Source organism: Actinomyces culturomici (genome assembly GCF_900499005.1).
Lineage (GTDB): Bacteria > Actinomycetota > Actinomycetes > Actinomycetales > Actinomycetaceae > Pauljensenia > Pauljensenia culturomici.
In genome coordinates this window covers 79,827-98,954 of record NZ_LS991318.1, presented here as the reverse complement: position 1 = coordinate 98,954, position 19,128 = coordinate 79,827, and the positions used below count along the sequence as shown (strand labels likewise).

Annotated in this window: 12 protein-coding genes and 1 CRISPR repeat array; of the genes, 6 read left to right on the top strand and 6 right to left on the bottom strand. The window is 64.5% G+C overall.

Going from position 1 to position 19,128, the window contains the following annotated elements; translation table 11 throughout:
• Nucleotides 1-152 precede the first annotated feature (152 nt).
• The 3 genes from cas9 to cas2 are packed head-to-tail and all read left to right on the top strand — an operon-like array spanning nt 153 to nt 4,697.
• Nucleotides 153-3,455 (top strand): type II CRISPR RNA-guided endonuclease Cas9, encoded by a 3,303-nt coding sequence (cas9, locus tag DY157_RS10220; protein WP_115728543.1) that lies wholly within the window; start codon nt 153-155, stop codon nt 3,453-3,455.
• Between the two features lie 7 nt (nt 3,456-3,462).
• Nucleotides 3,463-4,371, top strand: a complete 909-nt coding sequence (gene cas1, locus DY157_RS10215; protein ID WP_115728542.1) for a type II CRISPR-associated endonuclease Cas1 — start codon at nt 3,463-3,465, stop codon at nt 4,369-4,371.
• Nucleotides 4,372-4,376: 5 nt separating this feature from the next.
• Nucleotides 4,377-4,697, top strand: a complete 321-nt coding sequence (gene cas2 / locus DY157_RS10210; RefSeq protein ID WP_115728686.1) for a CRISPR-associated endonuclease Cas2 — start codon at nt 4,377-4,379, stop codon at nt 4,695-4,697.
• 47 nt (nt 4,698-4,744) lie between these two features.
• Nucleotides 4,745-8,492: a CRISPR direct-repeat array (repeat unit 36 nt; unit sequence GATGTTATCAAAGGGGAACGGTGACTGATTCCCAGC).
• A 338-nt stretch (nt 8,493-8,830) separates the two neighbouring features.
• On the opposite strand, the gene rlmB is transcribed toward cas2, so the two are convergent.
• Nucleotides 8,831-9,853 carry a 23S rRNA (guanosine(2251)-2'-O)-methyltransferase RlmB gene (gene rlmB / locus DY157_RS10205; RefSeq protein WP_115728541.1) on the bottom strand — a complete coding sequence of 341 codons (1,023 nt, stop codon included), beginning with the start codon at nt 9,851-9,853 and terminating at the stop codon, nt 8,831-8,833.
• Nucleotides 9,854-10,041: 188 nt separating this feature from the next.
• Here rlmB and DY157_RS10200 point away from each other — a divergent pair, with 188 nt between their 5' ends.
• Nucleotides 10,042-10,749, top strand: coding sequence for a DUF3800 domain-containing protein (locus DY157_RS10200; protein WP_160159530.1), 708 nt, complete (start codon nt 10,042-10,044; stop codon nt 10,747-10,749).
• 139 nt (nt 10,750-10,888) lie between these two features.
• Here the strand turns inward: DY157_RS10200 and cysS are convergent, their stop codons facing one another.
• Both cysS and thrC read right to left on the bottom strand, forming a co-directional pair.
• Complete coding sequence (cysS, locus tag DY157_RS10195) at nt 10,889-12,349, bottom strand: cysteine--tRNA ligase (protein ID WP_115728539.1); 1,461 nt, start codon at nt 12,347-12,349, stop codon at nt 10,889-10,891.
• Nucleotides 12,350-12,510: 161 nt separating this feature from the next.
• Nucleotides 12,511-13,956 (bottom strand): threonine synthase, encoded by a 1,446-nt coding sequence (thrC, locus tag DY157_RS10190; RefSeq protein WP_115728538.1) that lies wholly within the window; start codon nt 13,954-13,956, stop codon nt 12,511-12,513.
• Nucleotides 13,957-14,017: 61 nt separating this feature from the next.
• Between thrC and ispF the strand changes: the two genes are divergently transcribed.
• Together ispF and DY157_RS10180 are read left to right on the top strand one after the other, a co-directional pair.
• Nucleotides 14,018-14,533, top strand: coding sequence for a 2-C-methyl-D-erythritol 2,4-cyclodiphosphate synthase (gene ispF, locus DY157_RS10185; protein WP_115728537.1), 516 nt, complete (start codon nt 14,018-14,020; stop codon nt 14,531-14,533).
• A gap of 23 nt (nt 14,534-14,556) precedes the next feature.
• A complete protein-coding gene (locus DY157_RS10180; RefSeq protein WP_115728536.1) occupies nt 14,557-15,225 on the top strand; it encodes a class I SAM-dependent methyltransferase in 669 nt (222 codons plus the stop codon).
• A gap of 752 nt (nt 15,226-15,977) precedes the next feature.
• Here the strand turns inward: DY157_RS10180 and DY157_RS10175 are convergent.
• The 3 genes from DY157_RS10175 to DY157_RS10165 form a co-directional block, all read right to left on the bottom strand.
• Nucleotides 15,978-17,360 (bottom strand): MFS transporter, encoded by a 1,383-nt coding sequence (locus DY157_RS10175; protein WP_115728685.1) that lies wholly within the window; start codon nt 17,358-17,360, stop codon nt 15,978-15,980.
• Nucleotides 17,361-17,681: 321 nt separating this feature from the next.
• Complete coding sequence (locus DY157_RS10170; protein ID WP_115728535.1) at nt 17,682-18,455, bottom strand: IspD/TarI family cytidylyltransferase; 774 nt, start codon at nt 18,453-18,455, stop codon at nt 17,682-17,684.
• Nucleotides 18,452-18,967 (bottom strand): CarD family transcriptional regulator, encoded by a 516-nt coding sequence (locus DY157_RS10165; protein ID WP_115728534.1) that lies wholly within the window; start codon nt 18,965-18,967, stop codon nt 18,452-18,454. Before DY157_RS10165 ends, DY157_RS10170 begins: the two co-directional genes overlap by 4 nt.
• Between the last annotated feature and the right edge of the window lie 161 nt (nt 18,968-19,128).

The window sequence follows — 19,128 nt, the reverse complement described above, 5'->3', positions numbered from 1 at the left end:
TTCACAGCCGCCATCAGCATGCGCTATCATTGCCGACGACTGATTCTCAGTAAGTTCCGACCAGTTAGCGGAACTGAATGCTCCGCCGGGTCGCTCGCAAGAGCGGCCCGGTTTTTGCACCAAACGCCCCCGCGGCGAGTCATGATTACTCCATGCAGATCAACGCAGATACGGCAACTTCGCTTCGCTATCGAATCGGCATCGACGTCGGCACTCACTCGACGGGCTTCTGCGCGGTTCAAGTCAACGAGCATGACGCCCCTGTCGCTTTGCTCAATTCCATGGTCTTCATGCACGACTCCGGCATCGACCCGGATCAGGCGAAATATGCCAAGACGCGGAGAGCGACATCCGGTGTCGCGCGGAGAACACGGCGCTTGTACAGATCGCGTCGAACCCGCCTCGCACAGCTCGACGAAGAGCTCAAGCGCCTCGGCTACCCGATCGTTGATCTGGAGACCCTCGACGATCCGCGCGCCCCCTGGCACATCCGGGCCCGGCTCACGAATGAGTTCATCCTCGACGAGGATGAGCGTCGGCGTTCGGTTTCAATTGCGCTGCGACATATCGCTCGGCACCGCGGATGGCGGAATCCCTACTCCAAGGTCGAGTCGCTCCTCATCCCCGCCGAGCCATCTCAATTCCTTCGAGGTCTCGGCGAAAGGGTCAGCGACAAGCTCGACATTCTTGTAGATCCCGAAGCAACGCCCGGCGAGGTCCTGTCCGTCCTCTTCACCAGTTTCCCGACGGCGAAGATCCGAGGCCCCGAGGGCATTCTTCAAGGCAAGCTCTTCCAGTCCGACAACGCACAGGAAATCCGCCTTATCGCTTCAACCCAGCGAATCGAAGACGATGAGCGCGATCACCTGATTCGCTGCGTCTTCCAGGCGAAGTCGCCACGCGGGAGCGCACAAGGCCTTCGGGGGAAGGACGCGCTTCCGGGTCAAACGCAGCATGTTCGTGCAGAGAAGGCACATCCCGCTTTCCAGCTCTTCCGCATCGTTGCGGTTCTCACTAACCTTCGCATCCGAGAGGGGAAGGCCGAGCGCCGCCTCTCGACTGATGAGCTCCAAGGCTTGGTCGATTTCCTCCTCATTGCAGGAGAGGGCGATGCTCCGTCATGGGCGGAGCTCGCCGACAATCTCGGAATCGAACGCTCTGAGCTGCGCGGTACGGCGAAGCCGGGCCCTGATAGCACACCCGCGTTGTCCGCGCCTCCTCTTGATGCAACTCATCGAGCGATCATCGGATCAGCGATCCCCTGGCTCATCGACTGGTGGATCTCGGCCTCGGCAGAGGAACGGGGAAAGATGATCGACGCCCTGTCCAACAGCGGCGGATCCGAGGACATCCCCGACGTCGATGACGAAATCGCCGAGGTCCTGGAACAGGCATCAGAGGGCGATCAGGAATTGCTCGACAAGCTTGCGCTTCCCTCGGGCCGTGCAGCTTATTCTCTCGATTCCCTCCAGCGTCTCACCGAATGCATGCTCACAACCGGGATGGATCTCCACGAAGCGCGCAAGGCGGTCTTCGGCGTCGATGACTCCTGGCAGCCGCCCGCCGATCCAATCGGAATGCCTGTCGGTAATCCCGCAGTGGACCGCGTGACAAAGCAACTTGCACGCTGGTTGGGAGCCGCCGAGCGCCGATGGGGTACGCCTGAGTCGATCAATATCGAGCACATTCGGGATGCGCTTGGGAGCGAGCGCGCAGTTCGCGAAGCGATGCGTGATAACGAGGCGCGATTCAAGCGCAATCAGAAGATGTTTTCCGAGATGCATGATCGTCTGGGACTCTCGGGCCGCCCGCGGCGTAGCGATCTCATTCGGTACCAGGCGCTCCAGCGCCAGAACGGCGAATGTCTGTACTGCGGCACCCCGATCGATTTCACGACTGCCGAGATGGACCATATCGTGCCGCGATCGGGGGCGGCAGGTTCGACGAATACGCGCAATAATCTCGCTGCAGTCTGTAGACCGTGCAATCATGCCAAAGGGAATTTGCCATTCGCCGTGTGGGCTGAGTCGAACACATCGAGGGGTGCGACTCTTGCAGATGCATCCCGTCGAGTCCGGCACTTCCTCCGTGACGAGGGAGTCTCCCCCAAAGACTTCAAACGATTCCAAAAGGACGTCATCAGTCGCCTCAAATCGAAGTCCCTCGATGAGGAGTTCGACGGACGCTCGATGGAATCGGTCGCCTGGATGGCGAGCGAACTCCGCATGCGCATCGACCAGCATTTCAACCGTGGGGGTCGGACTGTCGACGTCAATGTCTACCGCGGCGCCCTGACAGCAGAAGCGCGTAAGGCGAGCGGGTTCGAAGGACGGCTCAACCTCATCGGAGGCGGAGGCAAAACCCGATTCGATCGTCGTCATCACGCCATGGATGCTCTGACCATCGCAATGATGAATCGTTCGGTTGCGATGACACTAGCTGTTCGCCAGAACCTCCGAAATTCCCAGCAAATCACGGGAGAAACGGAAACATGGAAGACCTTCACCGGCGTGACCGATGAAGCTCGCAAGCAGTGGGAGCGTTGGAACGACGCCATGCGTACCGCATCGGACCTGTTCAACCTGGCGCTCACAAACAATGCGATTCCGATCGTTGAGAACACCCGTCTTCGTCAAGGCAGCGGCGCCATGCACGAGGCGAAGATCCAGAAACTCATCAAGGTGCCGCTCAGCAGCGCCCTGTCTGTGGAGCTGATCGACCGCGCATCCACCCCGGCTCTTTGGACAGCCCTGACCCGATGCCCCGGTTACGACGAGAAGGACGGCTTGCCATCTGATCCCCATCGGTCGATCGTTGTCAATGGGCATCACATTCGCGGAGAAGAGCTGATTTCCTTCTTCAATACGGGCTCTGCCTGCATCGCTGTTCGTGGCGGATATGCAGAGCTCGGAGCATCGATTCATCATGCTCGCATCTACAGGATCGACGGCAAGAGTCCGGTCTACGCGATGGTCCGCGTCTATCAGGTGGATCTCGTTCGCCACAGGAATGAAGACCTCTTCTCCTGCGAAATACCTCAGTCCTCGATCTCGCTGCGGACCGCGGAGAAAAAGATCCGCCAGGCACTCCGAAATGGAACAGCGACTCAAATCGGCTGGCTGGTTGAAGGTGATGAGCTCGAAATTGAAATGGGAAAGGTAGCAAGTGGACAGGCTGAATCAATAGCTCAGGGCTTTCCTACCGTAACAAGCTGGAGGGTCTCAGGATTCCCCCAGCCTAAGACACTCCGGCTGAAACCATTACTACTGGCAGCGGAGGGAGCACCAGAATCACTAACATCAGACCAGCAGGTCGTGATCTCGGGACGCGGTTGGTGGCCTGCGATCAACAAGCTCGGAAAGGCGGGGTCAACGAGGGTCATCCGACGGAATGCCCTAGGCGTCCCAAGAACTGAACCAACAAGCGGACTTCCGATTTCCATCGATCTGAAATAGGCACACGATGGCGTCGCAGTGGCGGATTTTAGACTTCTCCTCGTTTGAAGGATCCCTGTCTTCCATTCGAGGGGGGATCACTGTGACGCCGCAAGAGGGCTGCCCGACTGATGTTCCGACCGCCGACATCGCGGTTGTCCTCATCGGCACTCATGTATCACTGAGTACCGCCGTTCTCCACCGATTATGCAGCGCTGACATCGCAGTGCTCTTCTGCGATTGGAGGGGCGTACCAGAAGGGGCGGCTTACTCTTGGTCGGACCACGGTCGCGTTGGAGCACGGCACCGCGCTCAGGCCGAACTCAGCGCACCCAGAAGGAAGAACGCTTGGGGGCGAATCGTCCGAGCTAAGGTCCTCGGCCAATCCGCTGTCCTCAAGTCTCACGGTATCCCTGGGGCAGGCGAGCTCCACGCGCTTGCCGATCAGGTCCGTTCCGGAGATCCCACCAACGTCGAGGCTCAAGCGGCTCGACTGTATTGGAGCCGGTACTTCAATGGGAGAAGCGGCCGATCTCCGTCCTCTGGTGAGTTACTCGGCCAGAATCCTTGCCTTGACTATGGTTATACGGTCCTGCGCGGATTCGTCATCAGGGGACTCCTCGGAGCTGGCTTGTCCGGGCCGCTTGGCTTGTTCCACCACGGCAGGAGCAACATGTTCGCACTCGCCGATGACCTCATAGAACCATTTCGGCCATGCATCGACGATGCGGTCTTGGAGCTCTCCCCAGATGCCTCACCATCCGATTCCGAGGTGAAGAGGAGGCTCGTCGCTGCGGCAACGCAACCGTTCGATGAGAGCGGAGTCCGAATCCCGGCAGCACTCGAGGCATTCGCCCAGCAGTTCGGTCGCTATGTCGAAGGAGATCTTCAACGTCTCGTTCCCCCGGTGTGGTCCGGCCCCATTCGCTCTGAGTGACTTTCATGCCCAACGATCCGATGTGGTGTCTCGTGATGTTCGACCTCCCAGTGGAGACGAAAGCGCAGCGACGTGAGGCGAATCGTTTTCGCCACAATCTGCTGGACTGGGGCTTCTCGATGGTCCAGTTCTCGGTCTATGTCAAGTACTGGCCGACCGGCGGCCAGGATGCAGCCACCATCGGCGCTATCAAGCAGCACCTTCCGCCCGGCGGGCAAGTCCGCGTCATCGCTGTTTCCGATCGTCAATGGGCGACCGGTCTCAGATTCGACAACGCAAGCCCTCAGAAGACGGATCCGAGACCTGAGCAGCTCACGATCTTCTGACGTCCGATCGCCTGCAATCGTTGCAATTCCAAGGAAAACCGCCCCCTCATGTTATCAAAGGGGAACGGTGACTGATTCCCAGCCGAGGAAGCGGCTAGCCCTGTCGAAGTGGATGTTATCAAAGGGGAACGGTGACTGATTCCCAGCGCCCAGTTGGCCTCCTCATCGGCGCCCTGATGTTATCAAAGGGGAACGGTGACTGATTCCCAGCAGCAGGTGTCCGACGCGCTCGCGGCCGCGATGTTATCAAAGGGGAACGGTGACTGATTCCCAGCTCGAAGCGTGCCTGTCGGAGGCCCAGTCGATGTTATCAAAGGGGAACGGTGACTGATTCCCAGCCTGAAGTGCGAATCGCCTCGTCCAAGCAGATGTTATCAAAGGGGAACGGTGACTGATTCCCAGCGACGGCCCAACGCCTATCAGACCCGACGGATGTTATCAAAGGGGAACGGTGACTGATTCCCAGCCAGCGGGGCGCACTCCGACGACCTTGCTGATGTTATCAAAGGGGAACGGTGACTGATTCCCAGCGTGACGGACCCGACTCACGAACGGTAACGATGTTATCAAAGGGGAACGGTGACTGATTCCCAGCGGATCATCGCTTTCCACCCGGTCATGTCGATGTTATCAAAGGGGAACGGTGACTGATTCCCAGCCGTCGGACTTCGACTTCGACCACGATCCAGATGTTATCAAAGGGGAACGGTGACTGATTCCCAGCACTGGTACGTGTACGACCCATAGACGCCGATGTTATCAAAGGGGAACGGTGACTGATTCCCAGCACTGGTACGTGTACGACCCATAGACGCCGATGTTATCAAAGGGGAACGGTGACTGATTCCCAGCGCAGACGCTCGACAAGGTAACCGGGGCGGATGTTATCAAAGGGGAACGGTGACCGATTCCCAGCCGAAGGTGAAGGGGTGGCAGTGGGAGACGATGTTATCAAAGGGGAACGGTGACTGATTCCCAGCAGGCGCAAGCCGACGAGATGAAGGACCGGATGTTATCAAAGGGGAACGGTGACTGATTCCCAGCGCATCCGCGACGTCCGTGATTACGCCTCGATGTTATCAAAGGGGAACGGTGACTGATTCCCAGCCGAACACCTGCCACACGCCCGCCCGGTCGATGTTATCAAAGGGGAACGGTGACTGATTCCCAGCCATCTCATCGCCCCGAGGGGAGCGATAAGATGTTATCAAAGGGGAACGGTGACTGATTCCCAGCTGGAGGCGTGCCTGTCGGAGGCCCAGTCGATGTTATCAAAGGGGAACGGTGACTGATTCCCAGCCGGGAGGCGAGGGTAGGCTCGGCCGAGGGATGTTATCAAAGGGGAACGGTGACTGATTCCCAGCCCCACCAGGCGCGGCCCCACCAGATGAGGATGTTATCAAAGGGGAACGGTGACTGATTCCCAGCAACTCTGGCATAGGGTCCGTTTTTCTCAGATGTTATCAAAGGGGAACGGTGACTGATTCCCAGCAAAACCGACCTACTACGTCCTGCACGAGGATGTTATCAAAGGGGAACGGTGACTGATTCCCAGCGCGCCGATTAGAGGGTGCCGCGCCCCCCGATGTTATCAAAGGGGAACGGTGACTGATTCCCAGCAGTCGGATCCGACGGTCATTGAGTACCAGATGTTATCAAAGGGGAACGGTGACTGATTCCCAGCTGGCGATGCCGGGCCAGATGGACCAAATGATGTTATCAAAGGGGAACGGTGACTGATTCCCAGCTTCGGGTCGCCGAATGGGTGACGACCTGGATGTTATCAAAGGGGAACGGTGACTGATTCCCAGCACATAGGCGAGACCGTGACGACCGCCTAGATGTTATCAAAGGGGAACGGTGACTGATTCCCAGCTTCGGGTCGCCGAATGGGTGACGACCTGGATGTTATCAAAGGGGAACGGTGACTGATTCCCAGCAATCCCACGTCCGGTCGAACCTCCAGAAGATGTTATCAAAGGGGAACGGTGACTGATTCCCAGCTCGGAGTGGCGTCATGAATGACGGAACGGATGTTATCAAAGGGGAACGGTGACTGATTCCCAGCGAAATATGCGGAAAGCAGCGCAATCTCGATGTTATCAAAGGGGAACGGTGACTGATTCCCAGCAGCTGATGCCCTTGCGAGCGGATGAGTTGATGTTATCAAAGGGGAACGGTGACTGATTCCCAGCAATGGTGGCGCGGGGGGATCTTCGAGGGGATGTTATCAAAGGGGAACGGTGACTGATTCCCAGCAACTACAGCACGGGCCGCCCCTACGGCCGATGTTATCAAAGGGGAACGGTGACTGATTCCCAGCCGGGGCCAACGGGCAAGACATGTACCCCGATGTTATCAAAGGGGAACGGTGACTGATTCCCAGCTAGCACGGCGGGAGGACGGCGCAACCGCGATGTTATCAAAGGGGAACGGTGACTGATTCCCAGCGGTGGTAGCGGCCTGCGAGGGCTGCGCCGATGTTATCAAAGGGGAACGGTGACTGATTCCCAGCCAGTGCAGGGAGGGGAGCGCGCGGCGACGATGTTATCAAAGGGGAACGGTGACTGATTCCCAGCAGCAATGTCGACTCGCTCATCGGTCTGAGATGTTATCAAAGGGGAACGGTGACTGATTCCCAGCCAGTGCAGGGAGGGGAGCGCGCGGCGACGATGTTATCAAAGGGGAACGGTGACTGATTCCCAGCGTCCCGATGTAATGGTGACGCGAGCCCCGATGTTATCAAAGGGGAACGGTGACTGATTCCCAGCCTGTGTCGACGCGCCTGCCTGCGCACACGATGTTATCAAAGGGGAACGGTGACTGATTCCCAGCCTCGTGGGCGGCGTTGACGGCGGCGTCGGATGTTATCAAAGGGGAACGGTGACTGATTCCCAGCGTCCCGGGCACGCCCACCGAACGGTCGCGATGTTATCAAAGGGGAACGGTGACTGATTCCCAGCGCTTCATCGGCTTGTACCGCCGCGGGTTGATGTTATCAAAGGGGAACGGTGACTGATTCCCAGCTCTGGAAGCCGTGGGCTTCGATCGCTTTGATGTTATCAAAGGGGAACGGTGACTGATTCCCAGCTCGCGGTACTGTGTACGTGTCGCCCCGAGATGTTATCAAAGGGGAACGGCGACTGATTCCCAGCGATGTTGGTGACTTGCGCGGCAGAGGGGGATGTTATCAAAGGGGAACGGTGACTGATTCCCAGCCACGGGGTGGGCTCCCGGCTTACGGGTCGATGTTATCAAAGGGGAACGGTGACTGATTCCCAGCCGCGGAGCTGATGATCCACGACCCGTGGGATGTTATCAAAGGGGAACGGTGACTGATTCCCAGCGAGCTCGGCCATCCCTTCCGCTTCCTTGGATGTTATCAAAGGGGAACGGTGACTGATTCCCAGCCTCAACTGCTCGTCAGCGCTCGCCGCAGGATGTTATCAAAGGGGAACGGTGACTGATTCCCAGCCGGAGACGAGAGAATGACACCCGCCGCCGATGTTATCAAAGGGGAACGGTGACTGATTCCCAGCCGAGGAGGTGGAGGTCGGCGCGGAATCCGATGTTATCAAAGGGAAACGGTGACTGATTCCCAGCTTGCGGGCGAGGTCCTTGAGGACCTGTCGATGTTATCAAAGGGGAACGGTGACTGATTCCCAGCGTCCCGGGCACGCCGTCCTCACCGTGGTGATGTTATCAAAGGGGAACGGTGACTGATTCCCAGCGACTTGTTGGCCGACTTGTTGCCTGACAGATGTTATCAAAGGGGAACGGTGACTGATTCCCAGCTGATGTTGATCAATGCATTCCCAGCCGATGTTGATCAATGTGCAATCTTTACCATTATACCATGGAGACACACTGTTCGATTTCAGGCTTTGCATCGACGATTTTGAGATTGCAGAGACAATTCGAGGAGATGCAATTGTCGGCCCCAGCAAGATCTAGATGAATGCAAATGGAATCAAATACCAGCAGCTGGGACGATAGTTGACTCTCCTCGAATCCACAGACTGAGCCAACGTCTCAAATGAACGTGAACTTTGAAAAGGAAGGATGACGGAGAGGGAGTGATGCATACATTTCCGCAACTGCACATGGAATCATCCTGCATCCGCAGACTCGGCTCACGAACAGTCACAAAGCGCTTCGGTGGCGAATAAAGCGCCTACTCCCCCCTCCGCGCGCACGGACGCGACCTCGTACAGGGCGATGCCCGTCGCGACCGCGGCGTTGAGCGACTCGACGGCGGACGAGATCGGGATCGAGACGATCTGATCGCAGGCCTCGCGCACGAGGCGCGACAGGCCCGAGCCCTCGGCGCCGGTCACGACGACGAGCGGCGAGGTCGCGAGCTCGAGGTCGCGCAGGCGCGCGTCGCCGCCGCCGTCGAGGCCGATGACGAAGAAGCCCGCGCGCTTGCACTCCTCGAGCGCGCGCACGAGGTTCGTCGCACGCGCCACGGGCACGCGCGCCGCCGCGCCCGCCGAGACCTTCCACGCGGTCGTGTTGACGCCGGCCGAGCGGCGCTCGGGGATGATGACGCCGTCGACGCCGAACGCGCCGGACGAGCGCAGCACCGCGCCGAGGTTGTGCGGATCCGTCACCTGATCGAGGGCGACGAGCAGCGGAGTGCCGAGCTGCTGGAGCGAACCGGCGATGAGGTCCTCGACGTCCGCGTACTCGTAGCCGCGCACCTCGATGGCGACGCCCTGGTGGACGGCGCCGTCGGTCGCAACGTCGAGGTCGCGACGGGTCACCTCGAAAACGGGAGCGCCCATCCCCGCGGCGAGGCGGATGACCTCCTCGACCCGGTCGTCCTTCACGTTGTCGAGGACGAAGACGCGTTCGACGGGCACGCCGGCGCGGACGGCCTCGGCGACCGGATTGCGGCCCGCGATGAGCTCATGACCGGGGGCGACCTTGATCGACGACTTCGCGCGGGCGCGGGCGATCGCGGCCTCCTGGGCCTCCTTCGCCTCGCGCGCCACCTTGCGCTTATACGCGGGATGGTAGGTGCGATCCTCGGCCTTGGGCGTCGGGCCCTTGCCCTCGAGGCGGCGGCGGGAGTGCCCGCCCGTGCCAACCTTCGCGCCCTTCTTCGAGCCGGGCTTGCGCACCGCTCCGCGGCGACCGTCGTTTCCAGCCATGAGAACCGTCCTTACTCCTACGCGAGGGCGCCTCCCGGCGCCTCTGATCCGCACCAGCCTAACGGGGAGCGGCCCCGCACCGGCAGCGCGGCCCCGGGTTTGCGGCCGGATTCACGCCGTCGCCGGTTGTCCACACGTTGTACGCATGGAATCCGCGACAAGCGCTGCGTATCCATACGATGAGTCGCATGTTGATCGCCTATCTCGACGAGAGCCAGCGCGACGGCTGCTACATCATTGGCGCCGCTGTCGCGGAGCAGGCCGTCTGGGAAGTAGCCACCGATAGGCTCGCCGCTCTTCGGAGTGAGCTCGTCGATGAGTTCCAGCTTCCATCGGGCATTGAGTTTCATGGCCATCCCCTCATGCAATCGAGCGGCGACTGGCGGCCTTTGAAGGGGAAGCATCGAGAGAAGGCCACGGCCTATCTGAAAGCTCTGTCGACAATTGACGACCTCGACATCAGTTTCGTGTTCCGTGGCCTCGACATTGAGCGGCAACGCGCAAAGTACAAGGATCCCTGGCCCTCCCACTCAGCCTGCATGACGTTCACACTCGAATCGCTCGACGATTTCGCGCGAGCGAGAGGCGAAGCGTCCGTCATCGTTGTCAGCGACGAATCGAGCTACGAAAGGGAACTGACAAGACGATTCGAGCACGACCGGTCGCTCGGCACATTCGGCTACAGGCGCAGTCTCCTTGAGCGGATTAGCGACCCACTGAATTGGAGCTCATCCAAGGACACCGACGAACTCCAGATCGTCGACCTCGCACTCTATGTCTGGCAGCGAAGCGCTTGGCCTCTTGAGGCCGAACATCCGAAAGCGAAAGCTACGCGGGAGAAGCTCCTGAGGAAGCTCGATTCCAAGATCTTCCGAGGAGAAATCTGGCGTCCTTAGCCAAAAAACAACCGCCCCGCGAGCGGGGCGGTCGTGCTGACGATGCCCCGACATAGGGTGCATCGTCCCTCCAGAATACCGGAGGCCATCCAACGCCGACAAGCCTCCACAGAGTGGCCCCTCCGAAGATCCCCAGCCCCTACGCCAACCGCCAGCTCGCCCCGTCCCGCCCATCGGCGACGGCGATGCCGGCGGCGGCGAGCCGGTCGCGCAGCGCGTCGGCCCGCGCCCAGTCCTTGTCGGCGCGCGCCTGGGCGCGCTCCGCGATGAGCGCCTGAACGAGCGCATCGAGCGCCTCGTGCTCCGCGGTCCCCGCGCCCGAACCGGCGAGCCCGGCGCCCAGCCCCGACCTCCACTGGGTGGAGGCCGGATCGAGCCCGAAGACGTCGAGCATGGAGCGGACGAGGATCTGCTCCTTCTTGACGGCCGCGGCATCGCCCTCGTCGATCGCGGAATTGCCGAGCTTGAGGTGCTCGTGGACGACGGCGAGCGCGCCCGCGACGTTGAGGTCGTCGTCCATGGCGGAGACGAATCCCTCGGGGAGCGCCGAGGCGGGCAGAGCGATCTCGTCGGCGGTCGCCTCGCCGACCGAGTCGATCGCGCGCTCGACGAATCCGGAGAACTTCGCCCACGCGGCTGCCGCGGCGGGCAGCGTCTCGGGCGCCCACTCGATCGCCGAGCGGTGGTGGACGGTCGACAGGGCCCAGCGGACCGCGACGGCCGGGAAGTCCCTGGTGAGCGCCTCGATGGAGAGGACGTTGCCGAGCGACTTCGACATCTTCTCGCCCTTGGTCGTCACCCACGCGTTGTGGACCCACAGGCGCGCGAAGCCCCAACCGGCGCCGTGCGACTGGGCCTGCTCGTTCTCGTGGTGCGGGAAGCGCAGGTCGATGCCGCCGCCGTGGATGTCGAACTCGTCGCCGAGGTAGCGCCGCGACATCGCCGAGCACTCGAGGTGCCAACCGGGGCGCCCACGGCCCCACGGGGACTCCCAGGACGCGGTCTCCGGTTCACTCGGCTTCGTCGCCTTCCACAGGGCGAAGTCGCGCGGGTCGCGCTTTCCGGCCTCGACGGACGCGTCGATCTGCGTCTCGTCCTCGGTCGTCCGCATGTCGACGAGCCGCTGGCGCGTGATCGACCCATAGTCGGGCTGGCTGTGGACGTCGAAGTAGACGTTGCCGCGCCCGTCGTCGTAGGCGTGCCCGCGCTCGACGAGCCTGCGCACGAGGTCGATCTGGTCGGGGATGTGCCCGGTCGCGCGCGGCTCGTAGGTCGGCGGGAGGACGCCGAGGGTCTCGTACGCCTCGGTGAACTCGCGCTCGAAGCGGTAGGCCCACGCCCACCAGGGCGCCCCGGCCTCGGCCGACTTCGTGAGGATCTTGTCGTCGATGTCGGTGACGTTGCGGACGTAGGTGACGTCGAGCCCGGAGCGGCCGAGCCAGCGGACGAGCGTGTCGAAGGCGACCGCGGCGCGCAGGTGCCCGACGTGGGGGGAGCCCTGCACCGTGGCGCCGCACAGGTAGATCCCGACGCGCCCGGGGTTCACCGGGTCGAGGGGCTGGAGGCGGGCCGTCTTCGAGTCGTGCAGGTGCAGCGTCATGCCCCCGATCCTACCGGCGGCGCCCGGCGGTCACGCTCGGGCCGCCCCGTGGTGGGATCCGGTGACGACGGGCGGACGAGGCCGGGGCCGGGCACCGAAAAGGTCAGAGGAGATCCCCTCGACGAGGAAAGGTGATGCTTTCGGCGGGGGCGGGCGCCGGATCAGGCGCCGGGCGTCACCTTCTCCTCGATGAGGGCGCGCAGCGCATCGACCTCGTTCGCCAGCGGCACGACGCGCTGGGCCCCGCCCTCGATGCCGGCGAAGCGCTCGGGGACGGGAGGGAGGTGGCCGGTGGCCTCGAGGATCGTATCGGCGAACTTCACGGGCAGCGCGGTCTCCATGACGACGACCGGGCCGTCGAGGCGCGGGGCCCACTCGCGCGCGACGTGGACGCCGTCGGCGGTGTGCGGGTCGAGGAGGTACCCGTCCTCGGCCTCGGTGCGGCGGATCTCCGCGAGCCGGTCGGCGTGCGAGGAGGTCCCGGAGACGAAGCCGAAGTCCTCGCGCAGCCGCGCGAACTCCGGGGTGCCCGACAGGTCGAAGGAGCCGTCGCGCTCGAGGGCCTTGCCGAAGAGCTCCGCAGTGCGCTCACCGTCGCGCCCGAGCAGGTCGAAGACGAAGCGCTCGAAGTTCGACGCCTTCGAGATGTCCATCGACGGCGACGAGGTCGCGAGCGTCTGCTCGGCGGAGCGGGGGCGGTAGACGCCGGTGCGGAAGAACTCGTCGAGGACGTCGTTCTCGTTCGTCGCGGCGACGAGGGCGTCGAGCGGCACCCCCATCGACCGGGCGATGTGCGCGGCGCAGATGTTGCCGAAGTTGCCGGAGGGGACGACGACGTTGACGTGGTCGTCCGCCGACGTCGAGGCGCGCAGCCAGGTCGCGATGTAGTAGACGACCTGGGCGACGAGGCGCGCCCAGTTGATCGTGTTCACCGCGCCGATGTGCCACGCCGCCTTGAACGAGGCGTCCATGTTGACGGCCTTGACGAGGTCCTGGCAGTCGTCGAAGACGCCGTCGACCGCGACGTTGACGATGTTCTCGTCGAGGAGGGAGAACATCTGCGCCCGCTGGAACGCCGTCATCCGACCGGCCGGGGTGAGCATGACGACGGAGAGGCCGCGCCGCCCGCGCAGCGCGTACTCGGCTGCCGAGCCGGTATCGCCCGAGGTCGCGCCGACGATGGTGAGCCAGTCGCCGCGGCGGGCGAGCTCGTGCTCGAAGAGCTCGCCGAGCAGCTGCATCGCCATGTCCTTGAACGCGGCGGTCGGCCCGTTCGACAGGTGGGAGATCCAGAGGCCTCCGGGCAGCTGGTCGACGGGGACGATCCGCTCGTCGGAGAACGCAGGTGTCCGGTAGGCGCGGGCGGTGATCGCCTCGAGGTCGGCCTGCGGGATGTCGTCGATGAAGAGGCCGAGGACTTTCGCGGCGAGGGCCGCGTACCCGCGCGTCTCGAGGAGCACGCGCAAGTCGTCGAGGTCGGCGGTCGTGAGCTCGGGGTAGGACTCGGGCAGGTAGAGGCCGCCGTCCGGGGCGAGTCCCTCGAGGAGGATGTCGCTGAACGAGCGGGCGGGGGTCGCGGCCGATCCGCGGGTCGAGATGTAGCGCACGCCCCGATCCTATCGACGCCGCCGCCCCGCGGTCCCGGCGTCCACCGCTAGGCTGGTCGCCATGACCTCCGCCTCCTCCCCCGTCCCGTTCCGCGTCGGCCAGGCGATCGACGTTCACGCCTTCGCCTCCGACATCGACGAGGGCGCGGCACCGGCGCCGCTCATGCTCGCCTGCCTCGAGTGGCCCGGCGAGACCCCCCTCTCCGGCCACTCGGACGGCGACGTCGCGGCGCACGCGGTGTGCGACGCGATCCTCGCCGCGACCGGGCTCGGCGAAATGGGAACGGTGTTCGGAACGGATCGGCCGCAGTGGCGCGGGGCGTCGGGCGAGCAGTTCCTCGTCGAAGTGCGCCGCATGGCCGAGGAGGCGGGCTGGCGGATCGGCAACGCGACCGTCCAGGTGATCGGGAAGCGCCCGCGCATGGCGGCCCGCCTTCCCGAGGCCTGCGCCCGGATGAGCGCGATTCTCGACGCCCCGGTGTCGGTGAGCGCGACGACGACCGACGGCCTCGGCTTCACGGGTCGGGGCGACGGGCTCGCCGCGAGCGCGGTGGCGCTCGTCGTGCGGGCGGACTGAGAACCCCTGACGAAGGAGCGAGCATGACGGATCCGGCGAAGACCGCGGATCGGGCCGAACGGGCCGCGCACTGGGAGGACCGCTACGCCTCGGCCGAGCAGCTGTGGTCCGGCAGGGTGAACGAGTGGCTCCCCGGCATCGCGGAGCGCCTCGCGCCCGGGCGCGCCCTCGACCTCGGGTGCGGGGAGGGCGGCGACCTCCTGTGGCTCGCACAGCACGGCTGGGTCGTCGTCGGCGTCGACTTCTCCTCCACCGCGATCCGGCGCTTCCTCGACTCCGCGGCCGAGCAGGACCTCGTCGACCGGGCGAGCGGAATCGTCGGCGACATCGAGAACCTCGAGGTCGCCGGACTCTTCGACCTCGTGACGATCTTCTTCGTCCACGGCGGCCCCGACGGCGAGGGCGTCGACCTGTGGAAGTTGATCTCCGATCAGCGGGCCAGTCTCGCCCCGGGCGGGCGGATCGTCGTCGCCGTCCACGCGGTCAACCCGCCGTGGCACGGCGCGCGCTCGCGCACGTATTCAGTCGAGGAGCTCCTCGCGGGTCTCGACTTCCTCGACGACAAGTGGACGATCGAGTGCGCCGAGGAGCGGTGGAAGGACGCGCCCGCGACCGAGTCGCATCCGGCGGGTCGGCGCGCCGACGCCGTCCTCGTCCTGCGCGCCCCCGAGGCCCCGGCGCCCCAGGAGTAATGCTCTCGGCGTTGCGCGGGTAATGCCGTCGGCGTCCCAGAAGTAATGCTCTCGACGCGCCAACGTGATGCTCTCGGTGAAGATCGCCGAGAGCATCACCGGCTCTTCGCAGTCGGGGGTGTAGTCGGTTGACGATAGCCCGCACGACCTGCATCGCCGTCTCGGCGGAGTTGGCGGGCGGGAAGGGCCGTCGAGCGTGCGATCCAAGTCGCTCTGCGCACGGAATCAGCGGCCCGCACGACCTGCATCGCCGTCTCGGCGGAGTTGGCGGGCGGGAAGGGCCGTCGAGCGTGCGATCCGGGTCGCCACGCGTATGGAAGGGACAGGGCGCCGAGAGCCTCGCTGCCGCCACCTCACCCAGCGACGCCCCCAACTGGGAAGGACGGGTGATGCTCTCGTCGAGGGGATGCGCATTGACGCCTCACACGCAAAAACGCACACAGTTTCTCCGTCGGCTCCGATGCTGCAGGGCTCTGATCTGCGCTTTCCTCCGAGGACCCTGAGGTGGACCCTCCCAACGGGCCGAAACTGTGTGCGGATTTGCAGTGGGGGCGTCGGAGACGCCTCCGACCCACGACTCCGCGACCGGCGGCCGGCCGGGAGCCGCCGACTACACCCCCAACTGCGAAGCGCCGCATTACCGAACCAGCACCGAAAGCATCACCTTCGTCCGTCGAGGGGATGCGTTCTTCCCTCCTGCAACGCACCGCCCCGCCCTCGTCGATCACGAGGACGGGGCGGAACGGCGGAACTCAGCGCTCGAGATGATCGAGGTGGGCGGCGTCCGCCTTCACGGGGATCGTGAGGAGCAGGCCCGCGGCGAGCACGAGGATGATGCCGAGGATGCCCCAGTACGTGTAGTCGCCGGACGGGGTGACCGCCTGGCCGATCTTGAGGAAGACGCCGTACATGAACGGAGCGAGGAACGACACCGCGCGGCCGGTCGTCGCGTAGAGGCCGAAGATCTCGCCCTCGCGGCCGGCCGGGATGATGCGCCCGAGGAAGGAGCGCGACGCCGACTGGGTCGGGCCGACGAACACGCAGAGGACGAGCCCGAGCGACCAGAAGACGACCTTCCCGTGCGCGTGGAGAGCGAAGACGCCGAAGCCCGAGGCGACCATGCAGATGAGGGAGAACATGATGACGCGCTTCGGCCCGAAGCGGTCGTCGAGGGCGCCGAACGCGATCGTCGCGAGGCCGGCGACGATGTTCGCGGCGATCGCGAAGATCATCACCTCGCCCGCGGAGAAGCCGAAGGCCGTGCCCGCGAGGACCGCGCCGAAGGTGAAGACGCCGGCGAGGCCGTCGCGGAACACCGCCGAGGCGATGAGGAAGGCGAGGGTGTGGGGCGCCTCGCGGAACAGGCCCTTCACCGTCCCCCAGAGGAGCCGGTAGGAGTCGAGGAGGGACTCGTGACCGTCGTCCTCGTGGATGACGGCGGGCTTCGGCGGGTGGAGGACGACCGGCAGGGAGAAGGCCCCGAACCACACGGCCGCGATGAGCATCGAGAGGCGGACGGCCATGCCGTTGTCCGTCGGAACGCCGAGGAGGTTCGGGCCGATGAGCCCGACGTAGAGGATGAGGAGGAGCACGATGCCGCCGACGTACCCGGCGCCCCAGCCGAAGCCGGAGACCCGGCCCATGTTCTCCTTCGTCGTCAGGTGGTTGAGCATCGCGTTGTAGTTGACCGACGCGAACTCGAAGAAGATGTTGCCGACTCCGAGGAGCCCGATGCCGAGCCACATCGCGCCCGACTTGCCGAGCGGCGACTCGGGGGCGACGAAGAACATCGCGAGGAGGCAGAGGAAGACGAGGGCTGAGAACCAGCCGAGCCACACGCCGCCCTTGCCGCGACGATCAGCGCGCTGCCCGGTGATCGGGGCGAGGAGCGCGATGACGATGCCGGCGATCGTCATGCCGGTCGTGAGGTGGACGGACGCCTCGCCGCCGGGGGCGAAGCGGTCCTTGCCCGTGAGGTACACGGTGAAGACGAAGGTCGTCGCGACCGCGTTGAACGCCGATGAGCCCCAGTCCCACGCCGCCCATTCGACGACCCTGCGGGTGAGGATCTTCTGCTTCTTCGGGGAGGCCGAAGCCGGTGTGGAGTCCGGGGTGTAGTCCGGGGTGGTGGACATGCGCTGCTCCTCGCTGGGATCGCCGCGGACGCGGTTCACCTGGAACGTAGCACGCGAACGCGACGCCGCGGTTCATCCGGGCGTCGCCATTCGTTTATCGGCGGAGGCGCGGAGATCCCCTCGACGGGGAAAGGTGATGCTCTCGGCGGGGGTCGGTGATGCTCTCGGGTGGCGGGGGATCGCGATCGACGAGGGCGGGGCGGTCCGCTGGTGAGAGCGGTGCGAGGAAGCGCGCGGCGGACGCAGGAGGCGGGCCTCGACCACGTCACCCGCCCGACCGCCATCACAAGGCGCGCCGCGGACGCAGGGCGCGGGCGATCGTCAGGCGCGGGCGAGGAGGAGCTCGGCGAGGGCGAGGTCGACGGCGGTCGTGATCTTGAGGGAGAGGGCCGATCCGTCGACGACGACGACCCGCCCTCCGAGTGCTTCGACGAGGCCCGCGTCGTCGGTCGCGGCCGTCGCCTCGGACGAGGCGCGCTCTGCGGCGGCGCCGTGGGCGAGTCGCAGCGTCTCCCACGCGAAGCCCTGGGGAGTCTGAACGGCGACGAGCCGCGAACGATCGGGGGTCGCGCGCACGGGCCGCGCGCCCGACCACTCGATCGGCGCGCCGACCTCTTTCAACGTGTCGGTGACCGGAACGGCGGGGATGACGGCCTCGTGTCCGGACTCGACGGCGTCGACGACCCGGCGGATCGCGTCGACGGGCGTGAGGCAGCGGGCGGCGTCGTGGACGAGGACAGGGGTGAACTCGTCGAGCGCGATGCCCGCCCGACGCGCCGTGCCCGCCAGCGCGTCGAGGCCGAGAGCGACCGAGGCCTGACGGGACAGGGAGGAACCGGCGACGACCTCGACGGGCACGGCCCGCCCCGACGGTTCGGTAGGCGCGATGCGCCCGGAGGGGAAGAGGGCGGCGAATCGGGCGACGTCCTCAGCCGGAGCGGTGACGACGATCCCGGCGATGCCGGCGTCGGCGAGCCCGCGGGCGGCGCGGACGAGCATGGTCTCGCCGCCGACCTCGACGAGGGCCTTCGGCCCCTCGCAGCCGAGGCGCGTTCCGGAACCTGCCGCCGTGAGGACGGCGAGCGCCGCGCTCACTCGGCGGCGGCCTCGTCCTCGTCGATGCGCCCCTCCGCGAGGACCTCGTCGAGGCGCTCGGCGGCGGCGGTCTTGTCGATGTCGCGGGCGAGGGCGAGCTCGGAGGTGAGGATCTGACGGGCCTTCGTCAACATGCGCTTCTCGCCGGTGGAGAGCTTCTTCTGGTCGTCGCGGCGAGTGAGGTCGCGGACGACCTCGGAGACCTTGACGATGTCGCCGGTCGCGATCTTCTCCTGGTTCGCCTTGTAGCGGCGCGACCAGTTCGTCGGCTCCTCGATGTAGGGGGCGCGCAGGACGGAGAGGACCTCTTCGAGGCCGTCCTCGTCGACGACGTCGCGCACGCCGACGAGGTCGACGTTATCGGCCGGGACCTGGATCGTGAGGTCGCCCTGGTTGACGCGGAGGGTGAGGTAGGTGCGCTCCTCGCCGCGGATGGTTCGCGTGGAGATCTCCTCGATCGTTGCGGCACCGTGGTGCGGGTACACGACCGTCTGACCGATGGCGAAGGACATGAGAAATCTCCCTGGATTATGCGAACACCAGGGGCCATTCTATCATTCGCGCGCCTTTCGCCCCGGTCGAGCGGTTTCCCTGGGGCTGGACGCGCCGCCGGTTCCGCCCGTGCGGGTCGTCGGCGCTCCGAAGGTGATGCTCTCGGCGAAGCAAGGTGATG

Bases quoted from the DNA above. Each gene is read 5' to 3' on its own strand.
- DY157_RS10175 (WP_115728685.1), bottom strand. From the start codon at position 17,360: ATGTCCACCACCCCGGACTACACCCCGGACTCCACACCGGCTTCGGCC.
- rlmB (WP_115728541.1), bottom strand. From the start codon at position 9,853: ATGGCTGGAAACGACGGTCGCCGCGGAGCGGTGCGCAAGCCCGGCTCG.
- cas2 (WP_115728686.1), top strand. From the start codon at position 4,377: ATGCCCAACGATCCGATGTGGTGTCTCGTGATGTTCGACCTCCCAGTG.
- cysS (WP_115728539.1), bottom strand. From the start codon at position 12,349: ATGACGCTGCACCTGCACGACTCGAAGACGGCCCGCCTCCAGCCCCTC.
- DY157_RS10180 (WP_115728536.1), top strand. From the start codon at position 14,557: ATGACGGATCCGGCGAAGACCGCGGATCGGGCCGAACGGGCCGCGCAC.
- DY157_RS10200 (WP_160159530.1), top strand. From the start codon at position 10,042: ATGTTGATCGCCTATCTCGACGAGAGCCAGCGCGACGGCTGCTACATC.
- DY157_RS10165 (WP_115728534.1), bottom strand. From the start codon at position 18,967: ATGTCCTTCGCCATCGGTCAGACGGTCGTGTACCCGCACCACGGTGCC.
- cas1 (WP_115728542.1), top strand. From the start codon at position 3,463: ATGGCGTCGCAGTGGCGGATTTTAGACTTCTCCTCGTTTGAAGGATCC.
- cas9 (WP_115728543.1), top strand. From the start codon at position 153: ATGCAGATCAACGCAGATACGGCAACTTCGCTTCGCTATCGAATCGGC.
- ispF (WP_115728537.1), top strand. From the start codon at position 14,018: ATGACCTCCGCCTCCTCCCCCGTCCCGTTCCGCGTCGGCCAGGCGATC.